Origin of the sequence: Streptomyces sp. A1277, from assembly GCF_004795015.1 — a bacterium.
Taxonomy (GTDB): domain Bacteria; phylum Actinomycetota; class Actinomycetes; order Streptomycetales; family Streptomycetaceae; genus Streptomyces.
Map to the genome: position 1 here is coordinate 218,417 of NZ_SSBI01000002.1, position 18,806 is coordinate 237,222.

Annotated in this window: 14 protein-coding genes and 1 pseudogene; 6 read left to right on the forward strand and 9 right to left on the reverse strand. The window is 73.4% G+C overall.

The window, feature by feature from the left end; all coding sequences use genetic code 11:
* Positions 1–40 precede the first annotated feature (40 nt).
* Positions 41–1,162, reverse strand: a complete 1,122-nt coding sequence (locus E6R18_RS02405) for a SchA/CurD-like domain-containing protein (RefSeq protein WP_136315129.1) — start codon at positions 1,160–1,162, stop codon at positions 41–43.
* 284 nt (positions 1,163–1,446) lie between these two features.
* Between E6R18_RS02405 and E6R18_RS02410 the strand changes: the two genes are divergently transcribed.
* Positions 1,447–3,081, forward strand: coding sequence for an FAD-dependent monooxygenase (locus E6R18_RS02410; protein WP_136315130.1), 1,635 nt, complete (start codon positions 1,447–1,449; stop codon positions 3,079–3,081).
* 19 nt (positions 3,082–3,100) lie between these two features.
* Here E6R18_RS02410 and E6R18_RS02415 read toward each other — a convergent pair whose 3' ends face one another.
* Positions 3,101–4,621 (reverse strand): alpha/beta hydrolase, encoded by a 1,521-nt coding sequence (locus E6R18_RS02415; RefSeq protein ID WP_136315131.1) that lies wholly within the window; start codon positions 4,619–4,621, stop codon positions 3,101–3,103.
* A gap of 182 nt (positions 4,622–4,803) precedes the next feature.
* On the opposite strand from E6R18_RS02415, the gene paaK reads away from it, so the two are divergent.
* Both paaK and E6R18_RS02425 read left to right on the forward strand, forming a co-directional pair.
* Positions 4,804–6,087: a phenylacetate--CoA ligase PaaK gene (gene paaK / locus E6R18_RS02420; RefSeq protein WP_136315132.1), complete on the forward strand. Its 1,284-nt coding sequence runs from the start codon at positions 4,804–4,806 to the stop codon at positions 6,085–6,087.
* Positions 6,088–6,201: 114 nt separating this feature from the next.
* Positions 6,202–6,990 carry an SAM-dependent methyltransferase gene (locus tag E6R18_RS02425; protein ID WP_136315133.1) on the forward strand — a complete coding sequence of 263 codons (789 nt, stop codon included), beginning with the start codon at positions 6,202–6,204 and terminating at the stop codon, positions 6,988–6,990.
* An 18-nt stretch (positions 6,991–7,008) separates the two neighbouring features.
* On the opposite strand, the gene E6R18_RS02430 is transcribed toward E6R18_RS02425, so the two are convergent.
* The 3 genes from E6R18_RS02430 to E6R18_RS02440 form a co-directional block, all read right to left on the reverse strand.
* Positions 7,009–8,508 carry an acyl-CoA synthetase gene (locus tag E6R18_RS02430; protein ID WP_136315134.1) on the reverse strand — a complete coding sequence of 500 codons (1,500 nt, stop codon included), beginning with the start codon at positions 8,506–8,508 and terminating at the stop codon, positions 7,009–7,011.
* A gap of 77 nt (positions 8,509–8,585) precedes the next feature.
* A complete protein-coding gene (locus tag E6R18_RS02435; protein ID WP_136315135.1) occupies positions 8,586–10,127 on the reverse strand; it encodes an acyl-CoA synthetase in 1,542 nt (513 codons plus the stop codon).
* A complete protein-coding gene (locus E6R18_RS02440; protein ID WP_136315136.1) occupies positions 10,124–11,233 on the reverse strand; it encodes a nitronate monooxygenase family protein in 1,110 nt (369 codons plus the stop codon). Before E6R18_RS02440 ends, E6R18_RS02435 begins: the two co-directional genes overlap by 4 nt.
* A 182-nt stretch (positions 11,234–11,415) precedes the next feature.
* Between E6R18_RS02440 and E6R18_RS02445 the strand changes: the two genes are divergently transcribed.
* The gene (locus E6R18_RS02445; protein WP_136315137.1) at positions 11,416–13,257 is read left to right on the forward strand and encodes a serine hydrolase domain-containing protein; all 1,842 of its coding nucleotides are present in this window, start codon (positions 11,416–11,418) and stop codon (positions 13,255–13,257) included.
* A gap of 65 nt (positions 13,258–13,322) precedes the next feature.
* On the opposite strand, the pseudogene E6R18_RS33935 reads toward E6R18_RS02445, so the two are convergent.
* From E6R18_RS33935 to E6R18_RS35220, 4 genes and pseudogenes are all read right to left on the reverse strand, one after another.
* Positions 13,323–13,595, reverse strand: a pseudogene (locus tag E6R18_RS33935) (FAD-dependent oxidoreductase); the annotation flags it as partial.
* A 234-nt stretch (positions 13,596–13,829) separates the two neighbouring features.
* Entirely contained in the window at positions 13,830–15,923 is a 2,094-nt protein-coding gene (locus E6R18_RS02455; protein ID WP_136315139.1) for a serine/threonine-protein kinase, read from the reverse strand.
* A 17-nt stretch (positions 15,924–15,940) separates the two neighbouring features.
* The gene (locus E6R18_RS02460) at positions 15,941–16,843 is read right to left on the reverse strand and encodes an oxygenase MpaB family protein (protein ID WP_136315140.1); all 903 of its coding nucleotides are present in this window, start codon (positions 16,841–16,843) and stop codon (positions 15,941–15,943) included.
* Positions 16,844–16,942: 99 nt separating this feature from the next.
* Positions 16,943–17,077, reverse strand: a complete 135-nt coding sequence (locus tag E6R18_RS35220; protein WP_276607249.1) for a hypothetical protein — start codon at positions 17,075–17,077, stop codon at positions 16,943–16,945.
* Positions 17,078–17,535: 458 nt separating this feature from the next.
* Here E6R18_RS35220 and E6R18_RS02470 point away from each other — a divergent pair, with 458 nt between their 5' ends.
* Complete coding sequence (locus tag E6R18_RS02470) at positions 17,536–17,829, forward strand: hypothetical protein (RefSeq protein ID WP_240799571.1); 294 nt, start codon at positions 17,536–17,538, stop codon at positions 17,827–17,829.
* A 49-nt stretch (positions 17,830–17,878) separates the two neighbouring features.
* Entirely contained in the window at positions 17,879–18,790 is a 912-nt protein-coding gene (locus E6R18_RS02475) for an ADP-ribosylglycohydrolase family protein (protein WP_136315141.1), read from the forward strand.
* Positions 18,791–18,806 lie beyond the last annotated feature (16 nt).

Genomic DNA, 18,806 nt, shown 5'->3' on the forward strand with positions numbered 1-18,806 from the left:
GACGGGTCGGGCGAGAACCCCCCGGGTGCCGGAGCGCGGTTCAGGAATCCGCGGCCCGCCGGTCGGTGATCAGCCGCATCTCGGACCGGGCGAGGAAGCGTGCGGCGTCCTGGTCGGTGGCCGGCACGACGTTCGCTTCCCCGTCCAGGAGGCGGGCCAGCCTGGCCGCCTTGTCGGGGCCGTGGATGCCGAGCGCCTGGGCGGGCTGCGCGTCGAGCGGGCCGCTCGCCTCCAGGAGGCGGACCACGACGTCGTCGCGCTGGAAGATGGTGCTGCTGTCGATGGGGCTGCCGGTGTCGTCGGCGGCCTCCTCGTCGTGGCCGGCCAGCAGCCGGGCCAGAGCCATCCCGCAGCCCTCCTTGGCCTGGTAGAACACCGCGTGCCGGCGCAGCTCCTCTGGGGCGTGGCGGCCGGCCGAGACGTGGTGGACGGTGGGCAGGGCCGCACGGGTGAAGAACATCCGGGCGGAGTCGGGGTCGGCGAGGTCCCGGTCCTGTTCGAGGTAGGGGTTGATGGCCTCCTCGACGGCGCGGATCTCGGGCTGCCGGGAGACGTGGCGCAGCGCGGCCATGAGGTCGCCCTCGACCTCGACGGCGCGCACCACCCGGTTGCCGTGCATGAACAGCGAAGTGCGGCGCAACCGGGTGTGGTCGTCGACGCGCGAGCGGGGCGACTCGTAGTCGGCGAGGAGCCCGGCGACGATGTCCTCGGTGCCCGGCTTCACCGTGAAGGTGAGCGCGTGGCGTACGACGCCGTCGCCGAGGCGCGGAGAGGTCTGGAGGCCGCCCTTGAGCGGGTCGGGCACGGTCTCGAAGCCCTTGCCGGTCTCGCGCAGGACGCTGAAGCGCAGCGAACGGGTGTCGCGTACGCAGCTGTGCAGGGGCTGCACGGTGGCGACGTGCTCCTCGCTGTTCACCCAGGCGAGGAAGGGCGGCGCGCTCTCCCACTCGCTGGTGATCAGCCACTGGGAGGGGTTCTCGATGGACTGGCACAGCTGGTCGCTGATGTGTCCGGGGATCGAGGCGACCTGGTTGCGCATGTGCTCGTACGCCTCCAGGAACTGCGTCTGCGCGCCGTCGTGCAGGTCCAGCAGCAGCACGACGCGCAGTCTGGATCCGTCGAAGGCGGACTGGGAGATCCGTTCCGAAAGGGTGGTGGTCATCTTGCGAACTCCTTCGACGCTGAGAGGCAAAGACGCGGGGAGAGCCGGCCGGACCGGGGGGAGCCGTCGGCTGCCGAGGGGAATCGGAACGGGGAGTCTCCCGGCGATCGCGCACGGCCCGCCCCGAACCGAGGGCGTCGTCTCCGTGACCGATCGTGAAACGCTGGTCCGCCCGACGCGAGATTTATGAACCGTTCAGGTGAGCAGGGGCCCCAAGCGCTCCGGCACGGCCCCGACGCGGGCATGGACAGTGCATCTGTACGGCGTCGGAGCTGGAGCAACTCATGAACGAGAACGTCGACCTCCATGTACCGGTCCTCATCGTGGGCGGCTCGCTGGTGGGCCTGTCCGCGTCCCTCTTCCTCGGTCGGCTCGGCGTCGAGCACCTGCTGGTCGAGAAGCACTCCGCCACCTCGACCCATCCGCGCGGCCGCGGCAACAACGTCCGCACGATGGAGGTGTTCCGCAGGGCGGGCGTGGAGCCGGGGATCCGGGCGGCCGCGTCGGTGCTGGCCGAGAACCACGGGATCCTCCAGGCCGGCTCGCTGACCGGGGACGACCAGGAGTGGCTGTTCCGGGAAATCGACCCGGGCGGGGCGCTGGCGCGCTTCAGTCCGACGGGCTGGTGTCTGTGCAGCCAGAACGACCTGGAGCCCGTCCTGCTGGACCGGGCCCGGGAGCAGGGCGGTGACCTGCGGTTCTCCACCGAGCTGATGTCGTTCGACCCGGACGCCTCGGGTGTCTCGGCGGCGCTGAAGAATCGCGAGACGGGCGAGCACACTACCGTGCGGGCGGACTACCTGATCGCGGCGGACGGGCCGCGCAGCCCGGTCCGTGAGCAGTTGCGCATCGGCCGTTCGGGGGCCGGCGACCTGTTCCACAACGTGAGCATCACCTTCCGTTCGCGCGCTCTGGCCGAGGTGCTGGGCGACCGGCGCTTCATCGTGTGCTACCTGACCAACCCGGAGGCGGAAGGGGCGCTGCTGCCGGTGGACAACGAGCGGGAGTGGGTCTTCCACGCCCCGTGGCAGCCCGAGCGCGGCGAGACGCTGGAGGACTTCACGGACGAGCGGTGCGCCGCCCACATCCGCACCGCCGTGGGCTCCCCGGACATCGATGTGGAGATCACCGGCAAGGCGCCGTGGCACGCGGCGGAGCGGGTCGCCGAGCGGTACTCGCGGGGCCGGGTGTTCCTGGCCGGTGACTCGGCGCACGAGATGTCGCCGACCGGGGCGTTCGGCTCCAACACGGGTATCCAGGACGCGCACAACCTGGCGTGGAAGCTGGCCGCCGTACTGCGCGGCGAGGCGGGCCGGGGTCTGCTGGAGACGTACGGGCAGGAGCGGCTGCCGGTGGCGCGGGCGACCAGTGAGCGGGCCTCGGCCCGGTCAGAGGAGCACAGCCACCCCGGCTACGCGCCGCCGCCCTCGGTGGGCGGCGGCAAGCGGGGCGGGATGCTGAACGTGGCGCTGGGCTACCGCTACGTGCGGGGCGCGGTGCTGGGTGTCTCCCCCGAGCAGCCGGTGGTCCCCGAGGGGATGCGGCTGGCGGGTGACCCGGGCAGCAGGGCGCCGCACCTGTGGGTACGGCGGGCGGGCGAGCGGATCTCGACCCTCGATCTGTACGAGCGCTCGTTCGTGCTGCTCACCGATGGCGCGGACGCGGTGTGGCGGCGGGCCGCGGCGCGGGTCGGTGACCGGCTGGGGGTGCGGCTGGACGCGTTCGGGATCGGTACCGGGCCGGGCGGGGACCTGTCGCCTGAGGACGGGGCGGACTGGGCCGAGGCGCACGGGACGCACCCGGACGGTGCGGTCCTGGTGCGCCCCGACGGCTTCGTCGCCTGGCGCGCGGAGTCGGGCGTCGAGGACGCCGAGGCGACGCTGCACGAGGTGATGGTGGCCCTGCTGCACCGGGACTGACGTGACGTCAGCTCATTGATCAGACACCGAACGACCGGAGGGCCGCCAGGAACTCCTCCGGTCGTTCGGCGTGTACGAGATGGCCCGCGTCGATGGTGACGAGTTCGGCGCCGGGGATGCGGCCGGACATCCAGGCCAGGTCCTCCTGCGCGACCTGGCTCCTCGGGCCGCCGCCGATGATGAGGGTGGGGACGCTGATCTCACCGAGGAGTTCACGGCCCGCCGGATCGGGGTCGTTCAGCTGGGCGTCGATGGACGGCACGACCGGCCAGTCGAAGTCCAGCTCCCCAGCGGGCCGTGCGGGCACGGGGCGCGGCGGGTCGAGCGGGAAGGGCGGCGGCGCCTCCTCGATGACCAGGCGGCCGATCAGTCCGGGCTGCCGCTCGGCCAGGAGGTAGGCCGCGGCGCCGCCCATGGAGTGCCCGACGACGGTGGCGCCGGCGAGGTTGCGGGCCTCCAGGAAGCCGTGCAGGTCGTCGCGGAACAGCTCGAAGGAGTAGCGGCCGGTCCAGTCGCTGAGTCCGTGGCCGCGGAAGTCGAAGGCGTACACCCGGTGGGTGGCGGCCAGCCCGGCCGCGATGCGGGTCCAGGTGGTGCTGTCGCCGCACCGGCCGTGGGCCAGGACGACCGGCGGAGCCGCCGGGTCGCCCCACACCCGGTAGGCGAGGCGTGTCCCGCCGACCCGGACGCTGTGGACCTCCGGGTCGAGGAAGGCCGCGACCGTGCGGACGAACGCCCCCGGGTCGTCCACCCACGGGAAGTGCGCGGCGCCGCGCTGCACGGCGAACTCCGCGTGCGGGAAGAGCGCGGCCAGTTCGGCGGCCCGGTCGGGCGTGATGAGGTGGTCGTACTCACCGGCAAGGACGAGCACCGGCGCCTGGAGCCGGCGCAGGGCGGGTACCGTCGCGGCCGGGTCGAAGGCACCTTCCCCGGCGTACCGCACGGCCGCCTCGGCGTTGATCTGCGCGGGCGAGGCGGCGGCGTGCTCCTGCGCGGCCGCGTCCCAGCGCCCGTACATGAACGGCCGGGACCTGGATCGGAGTTCGTCCGTCATCCGTCCCGCCCAGATCTCCTCCAGGGCCGCGAGCGCGTCCGCGTACCAGGGTTCCGCGCCGCGCAGCGCAGCCGCCTCGCGGGCCTCGCGTTCGACGAAGGGCAGGCCGGCGGCCCGGGTGGTGGGGGTGACGAGGACGAGGTTGCGCAGCCGGTCGGGGTGGCGGGCGGCGTAGAGCGCGGCGAGGTCGCCGGCCGCGGAGTGGGCGAGCAGGTCCACGCGGTCCGGGCCGAGGTGGGCGCGCAGTGCCTCGACGTCGCCGACGAGCCGGTCGCAGCGGTAGGTGGCCGGGTCCTCGGGCGCGGCGGAGTGTCCGGTCCCCCGCAGGTCCAGCAGGACCAGCTGCCGCCGGGCGGCGAGTCCGCCGAGGCTGCCGAGGTAGGCGCTCGCCCGCATGGCGCCGCCGGGCAGGCAGATCAGCGGTGTGCCCTCGCCTTTGGTGTGGTAGGCCAGCTCGGTCCCGTCGTACGTGTGGAAGGTCGGCATGGACCCATCCAAACAGGGTCGTACGGGTGATGCAGCCGTGTTCGGTACGGGCGTATCCGGGTGGGCGGGCGAGATGCGTCGCCCCTCTTGCCAGGGGACGGAAGATCCTGAATTACTGCTCCGGAGGAGGCGACCGAATGATCGGTCGTCCGCACGGCGCGCACGCAACGAGGGAGGCCCGCATGACGGCTCTGCTGGACGCGGCGGAACGGATGGGCCGCGCCGAGCTGGAGGCGCTCCAGCTGGAACGGCTGCGGGCCACGCTGCGGCACGCGTACGAGAACGTCGGTCACTACCGGGCGGCGTTCGACCGGGCCGGGCTGCGCCCGGAGGACTGCCGCTCGCTCGCCGATCTGGCCCGGTTCCCGTTCACCACCAAGGCCGACCTGCGGGACAACTATCCGTTCGGGATGTTCGCGGTGCCCGAGGACCGGGTGCGCCGCATCCACGCCTCCAGCGGGACGACGGGCCGCCCGACGGTCGTCGGCTACACCGCGAAGGACCTGGAGACCTGGGCGGACGTGGTGGCCCGTTCCATCCGGGCGGCGGGCGGGCGCCCCGGGCACAAGATCCATGTGGCGTACGGGTACGGGCTGTTCACCGGCGGGCTCGGGGCCCACTACGGGGCGGAGCGGCTCGGCTGCACGGTCGTCCCCGCTTCGGGCGGCATGACGGCCCGCCAGGTGCGGCTGATCCAGGACTTCCGGCCCGACGTCATCATGGTGACGCCCTCGTACATGCTGACCATCCTGGACGAGTTCGAGCGTCAGGGCGTCGACCCCCGGACGACCTCGCTGAAGGCGGGGATCTTCGGGGCCGAGCCGTGGACGCAGGAGATGCGGCGCGAGATCGAGGAGCGGTTCGCGATCGACGCGGTCGACATCTACGGGCTGTCGGAGGTGATGGGGCCGGGCGTGGCGCAGGAGTGCGTGGAGACGAAGGACGGGCTGCACATCTGGGAGGACCACTTCTATCCGGAGGTGGTCGACCCGTTCACCGGCGAGGTGCTGCCCGAAGGGGAGAAGGGCGAGCTGGTGTTCACCTCGCTCACCAAGGAGGCCATGCCGGTGATCCGGTACCGGACGCGGGACCTGACCCGGCTGCTGCCCGGTACCGCCCGGGTCTTCCGGCGCATGGAGAAGGTCACGGGCCGCAGCGACGATCTGGTGATCCTGCGCGGGGTCAATCTCTTTCCGACCCAGATCGAGGAGATCGTGCTGCGGACGCCGGGGGTGTCGCCGCACTTCCAGCTGCGGCTGACCCGCGAGGGCCGGCTCGATGTGCTGACGGTGCGGGCGGAGGCCCGGCCGGGGGCCACGCCCGAGCAGCGGGCGGCGGCCGCGGCCTCGGTCGCGGCGGCGGTCAAGGACGGGATCGGGGTGTCGGTGGGCGTCGAGATCCTCGACCCGGAGACGCTGGAGCGGTCGGTCGGCAAGTTCCGGAGGATCGTGGACGAGCGGGGATAGCTGACGCCAACTCCTCTGCTGGCCACCGGAGTTGCTGTGGCAAGATGGGCCGGAGTGATCGCTGTCCGCGAGGGAGGGCCCGTGTTCTCCCGTCGAAGAACTTGGGAGCACACCATGACGGCAGGCCCGGACAGGACACCGATCGACACCAGCAGGCCGCACCCGGCCCGCGTCTACGACTACCTCCTCGGCGGCAAGGACCACTACCCCGTCGACCAGGAACTGGGCGAGCAGATGCCGGAGCTGGCGAAGGCGGGGGTCGCGCAGAACCGGGCGTTCATGCAGCGTGCGGCCGGCTGGGCCGCGCGGGCGGGCATCGACCAGTTCCTCGACATCGGGACCGGCATCCCGACCCGGCCGAACCTCCACCAGGTCGTCCAGGAGGTCAACCCGGCGGCCCGGATCGTCTACACGGACAACGACCCGATCGTCCTGAGGCATGCGGAGGCGCTGCTCGTCAGCTCCCCCGAGGGCGTCACCGAATACCTGGACGCCGATGTGCGCGAGCCGGAGAAGATCCTCGCCCACGCCCGTACGGTGCTCGACTTCGACCGGCCCGTGGCGCTCTCGCTCATCGCCCTGATGCACTTCCTGGCCGACGAGGAGGACCCGTACGGCATCACGCGCACCCTGGTGGACGCGCTGCCCGCCGGCAGCTGCCTGGTGCTCTCCCACTTCACCCAGGACTTCATCACCACCGACCAGGAGGCGCTCGACCGCTACCGGTCGAGCGGCATCACGCTGCGGCCCCGTGACCGTGCGGAGGTGGCCCGCTTCTTCGACGGGCTCGACCTGGTCGATCCGGGCCTGGTGACCGCCCCGCAGTGGCACCACGGCACCCCCGCGCCGGAGGGCCGGGAGATCATCGACACCTTCCACGTCGGCGTCGGCCGCGTCCGGTGACACGCGGCCGCACAGCCGTCAGGCGAAGCGGTCGCGCAGCTCCCGCTTGAGGATCTTGCCGCTGGCGTTGCGCGGGAGGCCGTCCACGAACAGGACCCGCTTCGGGGCCTTGAAGTGGGCGAGCCGCTCGCGGGCGTGCGCGATCAGCTCGTCCTCGGTCGCCGCCTCCCGCAGGACGACGACGGCGGTGACCGCCTCGATCCAGCGCTCGTCGGGCAGCCCGACGACGGCCGTCTCGGCGACGGCGGGGTGGGTGTAGAGGGCGTCCTCGACCTGGCGGGAGGCGACGAGGACGCCGCCGGAGTTGATGACGTCCTTCACCCGGTCGACCACGGTGAAGTAGCCCTCCGCGTCCCGGACGGCGAGGTCGCCGGAGTGGAACCAGCCGTCGCGGAACGCCTCGGCGCTCTCCTCGGGCTTGTCCCAGTAGCCGCTGCACAGCTGGGGCGAGCGGTAGACCACCTCGCCGGCGGTGCCGTCGGGGACGTCCTTGCCGTCCTCGTCGACCACCTTGGCCTCCACGAAGAGGACGGGCCGGCCGCAGGAGTCCATCCGGCCCTCGTGCTCGTCCGGCCCCAGGACGGTGGCCAGCGGGCCGATCTCGCTCTGGCCGAAGCAGTTGTAGAAGGCAAGGCCCGGCAGCCGGTCGCGGAGCCGTTCCAGCACGGGGACGGGCATGATCGACGCCCCGTAGTACGCCTTGCGCAGGCCGCCGAGGTCGCGGGCCGCGCATTCGGGGTGGTTGGCGAGGGCGATCCACACGGTGGGCGGGGCGAACAGGCTGTCGGCCCGCCCGGACTCCACCAGGTCGAAGATCCGGCCCGCGTCCGGCGCGTCGAGGATCGTGTTCTCGGCCCCCACCGCGAGGTACGGCAGCAGGAACACGTGCATCTGCGCCGAGTGGTAGAGCGGCAGCGCGTGCACGGGCCGGTCGCCGGCGCGCAGGTCGAGGGCGGTGATCGCGCTGACGTACTCGTGGACGAGGGCGCCGTGCGTCATCATCGCGCCCTTGGGGAGCGCGGTGGTCCCGGAGGTGTAGAGCAGCTGGACCAGGTCGTCCGCGGTCGGCTCGTGTGCGGGGGTGAAGGGGCGCGGGGTGCCGAGTTCGGCCAGCAGGGAGCCCTCGTCGTCGCGCAGTCGCCGTACGGCGAACCCCTCGGGGACCCGGGCGGCCAGGTCCGGGTCGGTGAGGACCAGGGAGCTGCCGGACTGGCCGAGGATGTACGCCAGGTCGTCGCCGGTGAGGTTCTGGTTGACCGGCACATGGACGAGCCCGGCCCGGGCGCAGGCGAGGAAGGCGATCAGGTACGCGTCGGAGTTGTGGGCGTAGGAGGCGACCCGGTCCCCCGGGCGCAGCCGGTGGCCCTCGGTCAGGGCCGCAGCCGCGGTGGTGACGGCCTCGTCGAGCTCGCGGTAGGTCCAGGTCCGTCCGGCGTACCGCAGGGCGGTGCGCTCGGGGGCGCGCCGCGCGCTGCGGGTCACGAGGCCGTCGACTGTGCTGCTGCGTACACCGGTCATGGCGTGATCCTGTGCGGCCGGGGCCCGTCGGTCAAGGGTCTTGATCCCATCGTCGCTGCCGGCGGGCCCCGTGGGTGTCAGCCGTGGCCCTCCCAGTACGGTGCGCGCAGCCGGCGTTTGTAGAGCTTGCCGTTGGGGTCGCGCGGCATGGTGGTGATGAAGCCGAGGCTCTTGGGGCGCTTGTACCCGGCGAGCAGGCCGGCGCAGTGGCCGAGGATCTCGTCGGCGAGCGCGTCGTCCGCCTCGTACCCCTCGGCGGCCTCGACCACGGCCCGGACCTGCTCGCCCCAGTCGGGGTGCGGGATGCCGAAGACGGCTGCGTCGGCGACGGCGGGGTGGGTCAGCAGGGCGCTCTCGATCTCGGCGGGGTAGATGTTGACGCCGCCCGAGATGATCATGTCGATCTTGCGGTCGCGGAGGAAGAGGTAGCCGTCCTCGTCCAGGAGGCCGAGGTCGCCGACGGTGAAGAAGTCGCCGATGCGGTTCTTCCTCGTCTTGCCCTCGTCCTTGTGGTAGCTGAAGCCGCCGGTGCTCATCTTCATGTAGACGGTGCCGAGTTCGCCCGGGCCGAGGCGGTTGCCGTCGTCGTCGAAGACCGCGAGTTCGCTGATCGGCCAGGCCCGGCCGACGGTTCCGGGTTTCTTCAGCCAGTCCTCGGCGGTGGCGAAGGCGCCGCCGCCCTCGCTGGCCGCGTAGTACTCCTCGACGCACCGGCCCCACCAGTCGATCATCGCCCGTTTGACGTGGTCGGGGCAGGGGGCGGCGCCGTGGATGGCGTGCCGCATCGCCGTGACGTCGTACCGGGCGCGGACCTCTTCGGGCAGGGCGAGGAGGCGGTGGAACTGGGTGGGGACCATGTGGGTGTGGGTGCAGCGGTGGGCGTCCATCGCGCGCAGCATCCCCTCGGGCGTCCACTTGTCCATCAGGACGAGGGGGTGGCCGATGTGCAGCGCGGCTCCGGCGAACTGGAGGACGGCGGTGTGGTAGAGCGGTGAGCAGACCAGGTGGACGTTGCCGTCGAAGGGTTTGATGCCGAAGATGCCGAGGAATCCGCCGAGGTGGCTCTCCTCGGGCAGCCTGCCGGGCAGCGGCCTGCGGATGCCGCGCGGGCGGCCGGTGGTGCCGGAGGTGTAGTTCATGACCCAGCCGAGCGTGCGGTCCCGCGGGGGTGATGCGGGCCGGTCGGCCAGTAGTTCGGCGTACGGGCGGAATCCGTCGACGGTGCCGACGCCGTAGCGGTGGCTCGCGGGCAGTTTCGCCTCGTCGGCGGCGGCGGTCGCGGCCTCGGCGAAGCGTTCGTGGGCGATGAGCACCTTGGCGCCGGAGTCGGCGACGATCCAGGCGATCTCGGGGCCGACGAGGTGGTGGTTGACGGGGACGAGGTAGAAGCCCGCCTGGGTGGCGGCGAGGTAGGCGGTGAAGAACTCGACGCCGTTGGGCAGCACCACGGCGAAGGCGTCCCCCTCCGCCAGGCCGGCCGCGCGCAGTCCGTGGACCAGGCGGTTGGCCTCGGCGTGCAGCCGGCCCGCCGTCCAGCTCTCGCCGTCGGGTGCGGTCAGGACGGTGCGGCCTGGGTCGGCGGTGGCCTGGGCCCAGAAGCCGTTGGGCGGCTGGTTCATGAGGCGCTCCGTCCGGCGATGCGGTTGATCCGGTCCACGGCCCGTTCGAAGCCGCGGGTCAGGTCGTCGAAGACGGCCTGTACCGGGCGTTCGGTGTTCATCCGGCCGACGATCTGGCCGACAGGGGTGCCGAGCAGGGCCGGTGTCTCGTACTTCTGGATGCGGGAGAGGGCGTCGGCGACCAGGAGGCCCTGGAGGGGCATGGGCAGGGTGCCGGGCCCGGCCGGGTCGTCCCAGGCGTCGGTCCACTCGGTACGCAGCTGGCGCGCGGGTTTGCCCGTCAGGGCCCGGGAGCGGACGGTGTCGCCGGAGCCGGCGGCGAGGAGCTTGGCGGTCAGTGCCCGGGAGTGCAGGTCGGCCTCCTCGGTGGTGAGCCAGAGCGAGCCGAGCCAGACGCCCTGGGCGCCGAGGGCCAGCCCGGCGGCGATCTGCTCGCCGCTGCCGATGCCGCCGGCCGCGAGGACCGGGAGCGGTCCGACCGCGTCCACCACGTCCGGAACGAGGACCATGGAGGCGATCTCGCCGGTGTGGCCGCCCGCCTCGTAGCCCTGGGCGACGACGATGTCGATGCCGGCGTCCGCGTGGTGGCGGGCGTGCCGGGCGCTTCCGGCGAGTGCGGCGACGCGGACGCCGCGGTCGTGGGCGCGGGCGACGACGTCGGCGGGCGGGGAGCCCAGCGCGTTGGCGAGGAGTCTGATGGGGTAGTCGAAGGCCACGTCGAGCTGGTTGCGGGCGACTTCCTCCATCCAGCCCGTGATGCGCCAGCCGGAGGGCTCCCCCTCGGCGAGGGCGGGCACACCGTGCTTGGCCAGGGCCTCTCGGACGAACTGCCGGTGGCCGGGCGGGATCATCGCCTCCACATCGGCCTCGCTCACGCCCTCCACCTTCTTGGCGGGCATGACGACGTCGAGGCCGTAGGGCTTGCCGTCTGTGTGTTCCTGCATCCAGTCGAGGTCGCGTGCGAGGTCGGCGGGGGCGGTGTAGCGGACCGCGCCGAGCACGCCGAATCCGCCGGCCCGGGTGATGGCCGCGGCCACCGCGGGGAACGGCGTGAAGCCGAAGATGGCGTGCTCGATCCCCAGTTGTTGGCTCAGCTCCGTCTCCATGGGCGGCAGGATGCCGCAGTCCGGCGGTCGAGGGAAGACATTTTCTGATGCTGCGTCAGATTCTTTGTGGCTCCACCCCCTACGGGACGGCGGGCGCCGACAGTACTCTCTGCCTCGGCAGGAAGTTTCACGCTCGGAAGAGATTTCGAAAGTTACTTTCAGGCAGTGGGAAGGGGATGTGGATGACGGAGGACACGGCGGGCGGGGGCATCAGCCGGCGGCGGCTGGGGGGTGGGATGCTGGCCCTGGGCGGAGCACTCGCCCTGGCGCCCATCCCGTTCGCGGGCACGGCGTCTGCCACGGAGTCGGGGGCGGGGTCGTCGGACATGAGCGCGCAAAGCGGGCCGGGGCACGGCGCGCGGCCGACCCTGCGGCGCGGCTCCGCCGCCCGTGCGGGCCTGCTGCCGGAACCGCTCGACCAGCTGGTCACGGAGGCGGAGCGCTATCTGGCCGCCTCACCGAAACACCCGTGGTACGCGGGGGCGGTGCTGCTCGCGGGCCGGGGCGGGACGGTGGCACTGCACCGGCCGATCGGCAAGGCGGTGCGCTACGCGGCGTACGACGAGACGACCGACACCGGTGTGGAGTTCCCGGCGGACCAGCAGATCCCCATGGCCGAGGACACGGTCTTCGACCTGGCGTCGGTGTCGAAGCTGTTCACCTCGATCCTGGCCGTGCAGCAGATCGAACGCGGCACGCTGGAGCTGGAGGCGACGGTCGCCTCCTATCTGCCGGACTTCGCCGGCGGCGGCAAGCAGGACATCACGATCCGTCAGCTGCTCACGCACACCTCGGGGTTCACCGCCTGGATTCCGCTCTACAGCGCGCCGACCCGGGAAGGGAAGCTGGAGCTCCTGTGGAACGAGGTGCCGGAGAACCCGCCCGGCACGGTCTACCTCTACTCCGACCTCAACCTGATCTCGCTCCAGCTGGTGCTGGAGAAGCTGACCGGCCGGACCCTGGACGTACTGCTCCGCGAACGGATCACCGCTCCGCTCGGTATGCAGCGCACCCGCTACAACCCGCCCGCCTCCTGGAAGCCGAAGATCGCCGCGACCGAGGACGCCCGGCTCCCCTGGTCCGGTCTCGACCGCGGCCTGGTCTGGGGCGAGGTGCACGACGAGAACGCGTACAGCCTCGACGGGGTCGCCGGCCACGCCGGGGTGTTCTCGTGCGCCTGGGACCTGGCGGTCCTCGCCCGCACCCTGCTCAACGGCGGGGTCTACGGGCGGGCGCGCATCCTCTCGGCCGCCTCGGTCGACCTGTTGTTCACCGACTTCAACACGGCGTTCCCCGGTGACGCGCACGGCCTGGGCTTCGAGCTCTACCAGCACTGGTACATGGGCGCGATGGCGACGCCGCGGACGGCCGGCCACACCGGCTTCACCGGCACCAGCCTGGTCCTGGACCCGAGCACGGACTCGTTCCTGATCGTGCTCGGCAACTCGGTGCACCCGGTGCGCAACTGGCGCTCCGGCAGCGCGCCGCGCGTCGCCACCGCCAACCAGATGGCCCGGGCCGTCGCGGTCCGGCCGGCCCGGGGCCGTACGGCCTGGTTCTCCGGGATGGCCAGTGCCGCCACCGCCACCCTGGCGCTCCCGTCCCTGGCGCTCACCTCCTCGCGCGCCCGGCTGAGCTGCGCGCTGTGGTGGGACACCGAACCCGCGTCGGACTTCCTCTTCCTGGAGGCGTTGACGGACGCCGGGGCCACCTGGCAGCCCGTCCCGTTCACCACCACCCCCACGGAGCAGGGCCGTCGGCCGCAGCCCGAGCCGCATCCGGCGGGCTCACTCTCCGGCTGGTCGGGCCGGGTCTGGCACCGCCTCGAAGCCGCCCTCGGCGACCGGCGCGGCGCCGGGGTCCGGCTCAGGTGGCGCTACACCACGGACCAGCTGTACGTGGGCCGGGGGGTGTACGTGGACGCCATCCGGGTCGAGGACGGCAACCGGACGGTCTTCGACGAGGCCCGGCCCTCGGACGCACGGCGCATCGAGGCGAACGGCTGGGCCGCGTCGGCCGACTGACCGGCGCACCACCGCGTACGCGGGGCGGACGGGCCCGGCCGCCCGCCCCGCGTGGCGTGCCCGGTTCAGCCGCCGAGCGCCGCCATCGCGGCGTTGTGGCCGGGGACGCCGCTCACCCCGCCGCCGCGCACCGCGCCCGCCCGGCACAGCAGGACGTTGGGGTGCGCGGTCTCCACGCCCCAGCGGCCGGTCCCCTCGGTGGCGTACGGGAAGGAGAGGTCGCGGTGGAAGATGTGGCCGCCGGGCAGCCGCAGGTCCCGTTCGAGGTCCAGCGGGGTCTTCGCCTCGATGCACGGCTCGCCGTAGGCGTCGAGCGCCAGGCAGTCGGCGACCGGCTCCGTAGGAGTAGCGCGAGAGCCGGGCGTCCACGCCGGCGAAGGGGCGGGTCGAGACGGCCGCTCCCCCGGTGGTGGCGAGCCGCTCCAGGAGGAGGACGGTCTGTCCGGCGCGGGCGAGATAGGCCGCCGCGACCAGGCCGTTGTGGCCGCCCACGATCACCGCGTCATAGCTGTCCCGTACGGTCATGCCCCTTGGTAACACGGAGGCGGCGGCCCGGCCGGACCCGGTGCCGGTCACGGGGGCGGCGGCTGGCCGCTCCGCTGCCGGAGCGCCGCCACCTCGCGGTACAGGTCGGCCGCCTCGCGGCTGCGGCCGAGCTGTTCGAGGCAGTGCGCCTCGTCGTCGCGGCCGGCGAGCGTGTCGGGGTGGCCGGGGCCCAGCAGCCGGGTGCGTGCGTCGGCGACCTGCCGGTAGGTGTGCAGGGCCTGTGTCCACCGGCCCAGCCAGCCGAGGGCGACGGCGACCTCGCGGCGGCTGACGAGGGTGTCGGCGTGGTCGGCGCCCAGGACGCGCTCGCGGGCCCCGCACACCGCCCGCGCCTCGGCCAGGGCCTCCTCCCAGCGCCCGAGCCGGCCGAGGTTGACGCCCAGTCCGTGGCGGGCTCGCAGGGTCTCCGGGTCGTCCGGGCCGTTGACCCGGGTGCGGTCGGCGACGAGCACGCGGTACAGCTCCAGCGCGTCGGCGCTGCGGCCGAGCCGCCCCAGGCTGATGCCGACCTCGTAGCGGGTGGCGAGGGTGTCCGCGTGGTCGGCGCCCAGCAGCCGGGTCCGTGCCTCGGCGACCTGCCGGTAGGTGTGCAGGGCCTCCGTCCAGCGGCCGAGGCGCCCCAGCGCGTAACCGACCTCGTAGAGGGTGACCAGTGTGTCGGGGTGGCCGGCCCCCAGCACCCGGGCGCGGGCCGCCGCCACGTCGCGGGCCGTGCGGTAGGAGTCCTCCAGGTGTCCCAGCCTGCTGAGGCTGAAGGCCAGGTTGTGGCGGCAGCGCAGGGTGTCGGGGTGTTCGGGGCCCAGCGCGTGCTCCCGCGACATGAGCACGGCCACGTGCAGTTCGTGGGCCTCGGCGTGGCGGCCGAGGCGGCCCAGCGCGTACGCCGTCTGCTGCCGGGCGGCGACGGTCTCCGGGTGGTCGGGACCCAGGGTGCGTTCGCGGTCCTCGGCGATCCGGCCGAATTCACGCAGTGCGTCCTGCGCCCGGGACTTGCGGCTCGGCCCGGTCTCCCGCTCGTGGCGGCCGGCGAGGGTGCCGTGCGCAGGGGGCGTCGCGGGGCCGGTACCGGTGGTCCAGGCGCAGGTCAGGCCGGCCGAGCGGTCGGGCGGCGTCAGGGCGGGGTCCGCCGTACCCGTCGCCTTGTGGCCGCCGGTCATCGCCGCCGCCCATGCGGGCAGCCGCGGTGCGGCGTGGGGCGGGCCGGGGAACGCGACGGGGACGGGCGGGGCGAGCGGCACCTGGCCGGTCGGCTCCAGGAAGGGCTGCTCGCCGGTACGGCCGACGGCGATGCGGCGGCGCAGGTCGTGGGCGTCGGCCGGCCGCTCCTCCGGGGTCTTGGCGAGCAGGTCCAGGACCACCCGGTCGAAGAATCCGGGGAGTTCGGCGCGGTGGGAGCGCGGCGGTTCCGGTGGCGTGTCGCGGTGGCCGACGAGGATGCCCCAGGAGTCCTCCAGGTCGAAGGGCGGGGCCCCGGTCGCGATCTCGTAGAGCACACAGCCCAGCGAGTAGAGGTCGCTGCGGTGGTCGACCTGGCCGCCGCTGATCTGCTCCGGCGACATGTAGTGCGGGGTGCCCATGGCGACGCCGACGCCGGTGAGCCGGGAGGTGATGGGGATGCCGTGGCCGGGCCTGGCTATGCCGAAGTCACAGATCTTCACCGTCCCGTCGGACAGCCGCATGATGTTGGCGGGCTTGAGGTCGCGGTGGACGATGCCCTGCTGGTGGGTGTAGCCGAGGGCGTCGGCGACCTGTTCGGCGATGTCGACGATGTCGTCCACCGGCAGCGGGTGCTGCTCGTTGTCCTCCAGGAGCTGGCTCAGGTTGCGGCCGTCCAGGAGCTCCATCACGAGGTAGAGCACGCCTTCGTACTCGCCGAAGTCGTGGACGACGGTGACGCCCCGGTGCTGGAGGGCGGCGGCGACGCGGGCCTCGCGGCGGAAGCGTTCGCGGACGATGCGGGTGAAGTCCTCGTCGTGCTGCGGGCTCATCGGCTTCAGGCACTTGACGGCGACCTGGCGGCCCAGCGATTCGTCGCGGGCGCGCCACACCTCGCCCATGCCGCCGCGCCCGATCAGGTCGAGCAGTCGGTACCGGCTCTGGATCAGCCTGGTTTCCGCCATCCCCGTTGCCGCCCCCGTCATTCCGCCTGCTGTCGCCGCCGCACCCTCCCCGGAGCGTCCAGTATGGCTGCCTGCCTCTTCAGTGTGTACGGGGTGGGGCGGCTGCCGGGTCCCAGGCGCGCCATCGCGTTCATGATGTGACCGGGCGGAAGCCGCCGGCGCAGGCGCGCGGGGACGGCGCGCAGGACCGTGCCGGTGGCCCGCAGGCGGCGGTCCACGGCGGCCGGCGGCGGCGCGGATCTGCCGTACAGCTCATGCGCGAACGGCGGCAGCGACTGGTAGGCGAGTGTCGCGACGCGCCGCCACAACAGGGTCCGTGCGGGTACGAGCAGGGGGTGGACGGGCGGCTTGCGCAGGAAGCTGTCGACGTCCTGGGCTTCCGGCGTCCGGGCGAGCTGCGGGCGTACGCGTGCGAAGTAGGCGGCCAGCTGCGCGGTCGTCGCGGGTACGCGGTCCGGGTCGAGGCCGACGAGGCGCGCGCCGCGGCGGTGTTCGCCGATGTACTGGTCGGCCTGCCGGGCGGTGAGCGGGTAGCCGGAGCGGCGCAGGACCTGGAGGTAGGAGTCGGCCTCGGCGCAGTGCACCCACAGCAGCAGGCCGGGGTCGTCGACGCCGTACGTCCGCCCGGTCTCCGGGTCGGTGACCTTGAGGAGCCGGTGGATCCTGCGGACCCGGGCCCCGGCCTTCTCGGCGGCGTCCGTGGTGCCGTAGGTGATGGTGCCGACGAAGTCCGCCGTGCGCATGAGCCGGCCCCAGGCGTCCTCGCGGAAGTCGGAGTTCTGCATCACCCCGCGCACCGCGAGCGGGTGGAGCGCCTGGAGGTACAGGGCGCGCACGCCGGCGACCCACATCATCGGGTCACCGTGCAGCTGCCAGGTGACCGATGCGGGGCCGAAGAGCCCGGGGTCGGCTTCCGTCATGTGCGTGTACCTCCGGCTCGGCGGCGGTCCGGGGGCGGTCCGCCGGACGCCCCCAGTGTGGCCGGGGGTGCGCCCGGGGGCACCCGTGCGGCGCGGACGTCACACCGGCGGTGTCCGCAGCCGGGCGAGGAGGGACGCCTCCGCGGTGTCCGACCGGGTGTCCTGCCGGCTGCTCAGCGGGACCGCCCGCAGGTGGCGGCCCCGGGGGTCGAGGAGGTGGCCGGCGAGCTTCATCGGCCAGAGCGTGATCGCCCGGTCCGCCGCGGTCAGCTCGGGGTGGCGGGCGGTGAGCCTGGACTCGAGGGTGCCGATGTCGTCGGCCGAGCGCAGCCAGGAGCAGGCTGCGGGGTCCGGTGAGCGAGGCGCAGAGCCGGATCTCGCGGATCTGGCTGATGCTCTTGGCGAGCTGGGGCGCCCGGCTCTGCGGCACCGCGCCCCAGTAGGAGACGGAGACGGGCCGGCCGGAGAGCGACCGGGCCACCTCGCAGCGGTAGGAGAGCGCCTGGTCGGCGTCGAGGCGGTCCAGGCGGCGGCGGACGGTCGTGGGGCCGAGGCCGGTGCGCTCGGCGAGGTGGGGTCCACGAGGACGCCGGGCGGCCGGCTCGACTGGCCCGGCGTGGGCCTGCTGAGCCTGGCCGTGCTTCTGCTGCTGACCGGTATCTCGGCGGCGAAGAGCGGCCCCCTGTATCGGCATGGGCGTGGCGCTCGGCGCGCTGCCCACGGTGATCGCCGAGGCCGGCGCCCCCTCCCGCACGGGCATCGCCTCGGCCCTGTACAACGACGTCAAGGCCCTGGGCGGGGCGGTCGCCTGGGCCGTCATCGCCGTCATCCTGGCGACCCCCGCGCCGGAGACGGAGGCCGCCGTCTTCGACGCGGCGGAGGCGGCGAGTGAGTCCGGGTACGTCGCGGTCTGGCTGCTCTGCGCCCTGCTGTCCCTCGGCGCGGCCGGTGCGGCGGCCTGCGCCCGGCGCACCGGAACGGGCTGACCGGGAGCCGGCGGCCCCGTCGAAGCCCCCGCCTTGTCATACTGCTCCGATGACCGATCTGCCTGTCCCCGCGCTGGATTCGTTGTCCGGGCTCGCCTTCGGTGACGCCTTCGGTGACCGGTGGTTCGGGATCCTGCGCCGCGAGGGCACAGCGGCCCTGGAGGCACGGGTCCTGCCGCCGGAGCCGGTGTGGCAGTGGAGCGACGACACCGCCCAGGCGATCGTGCTGGTCCGTGAACTCGTCGAGGGCGGCGGCACCGTCGACCAGGACCGCTTCGCCCGGCGCCTCGCCGGGGCCTACGCCGCCGACGCACACCGCGGCTACGGCGCCTCGATGCACGACGTGCTCCGCCGGATCGGCGCGGGTGAGCCATGGCGGGATGTGGTGACCGGGCAGTTCGAAGGCATGGGTTCCTGGGGCAACGGCGCGGCGATGCGCGTCGCCCCGCTCGGCGCCTGGCACGCCGCCGACCTCGATGCCGCCGCCGAGCAGGCCGCCCGCCAGAGCGAGGTCTCGCACCACCACCCGGAGGCGGTCGCCGGCGCGGTGGCGGTCGCCCTCGCGGCGGCGCTGGCCACGCGCAGCCGGGGCGGGCCGGCGCCGGCCCGTGCGGACTTCCTCCAGGCCGTCGCCGCCCGGCTCCCCGACAGCGATGTCCGGTCGGGAGTGCGGGTCGCGGCCCGGATGCCGGCCCGCACCTCGCTCCGGCATGCCGCGGAGGTCCTGGGTTCCGGCTACCGGATGTCCGGGCCCGACACCGTCCCCTTCGCCCTGTGGTGTGCGGCGGGGCACCTGGACGATCTGCAGGAGGGCCTGTGGTTCACCGTGGCGGGACGCGGCGACATCGACACCACGTGCGCCATCGCGGGAGGGGTGATCGCCGCCCGCACGGGTGTCGCCGCGCTCCCGCCCGCCTGGCACGAGGCCCGGGAACCGCTGCCCGCGGTGGGCGAGGACTGAGGCCGGGGGCGGGCTC

Coding starts and splice junctions, on each gene's coding strand:
- E6R18_RS02425 (WP_136315133.1), top strand. CDS start 6,202: ATGACGGCAGGCCCGGACAGGACACCGATCGACACCAGCAGGCCGCAC.
- E6R18_RS02440 (WP_136315136.1), bottom strand. CDS start 11,233: ATGGAGACGGAGCTGAGCCAACAACTGGGGATCGAGCACGCCATCTTC.
- E6R18_RS02405 (WP_136315129.1), bottom strand. CDS start 1,162: ATGACCACCACCCTTTCGGAACGGATCTCCCAGTCCGCCTTCGACGGA.
- E6R18_RS02460 (WP_136315140.1), bottom strand. CDS start 16,843: ATGACGGAAGCCGACCCCGGGCTCTTCGGCCCCGCATCGGTCACCTGG.
- E6R18_RS02410 (WP_136315130.1), top strand. CDS start 1,447: ATGAACGAGAACGTCGACCTCCATGTACCGGTCCTCATCGTGGGCGGC.
- E6R18_RS02470 (WP_240799571.1), top strand. CDS start 17,536: ATGGGCGTGGCGCTCGGCGCGCTGCCCACGGTGATCGCCGAGGCCGGC.
- E6R18_RS02430 (WP_136315134.1), bottom strand. CDS start 8,508: ATGACCGGTGTACGCAGCAGCACAGTCGACGGCCTCGTGACCCGCAGC.
- E6R18_RS02435 (WP_136315135.1), bottom strand. CDS start 10,127: ATGAACCAGCCGCCCAACGGCTTCTGGGCCCAGGCCACCGCCGACCCA.
- E6R18_RS02455 (WP_136315139.1), bottom strand. CDS start 15,923: ATGGCGGAAACCAGGCTGATCCAGAGCCGGTACCGACTGCTCGACCTG.
- E6R18_RS35220 (WP_276607249.1), bottom strand. CDS start 17,077: ATGAAGCTCGCCGGCCACCTCCTCGACCCCCGGGGCCGCCACCTGCGG.
- E6R18_RS02415 (WP_136315131.1), bottom strand. CDS start 4,621: ATGCCGACCTTCCACACGTACGACGGGACCGAGCTGGCCTACCACACC.
- paaK (WP_136315132.1), top strand. CDS start 4,804: ATGACGGCTCTGCTGGACGCGGCGGAACGGATGGGCCGCGCCGAGCTG.
- E6R18_RS02445 (WP_136315137.1), top strand. CDS start 11,416: ATGACGGAGGACACGGCGGGCGGGGGCATCAGCCGGCGGCGGCTGGGG.
- E6R18_RS02475 (WP_136315141.1), top strand. CDS start 17,879: ATGACCGATCTGCCTGTCCCCGCGCTGGATTCGTTGTCCGGGCTCGCC.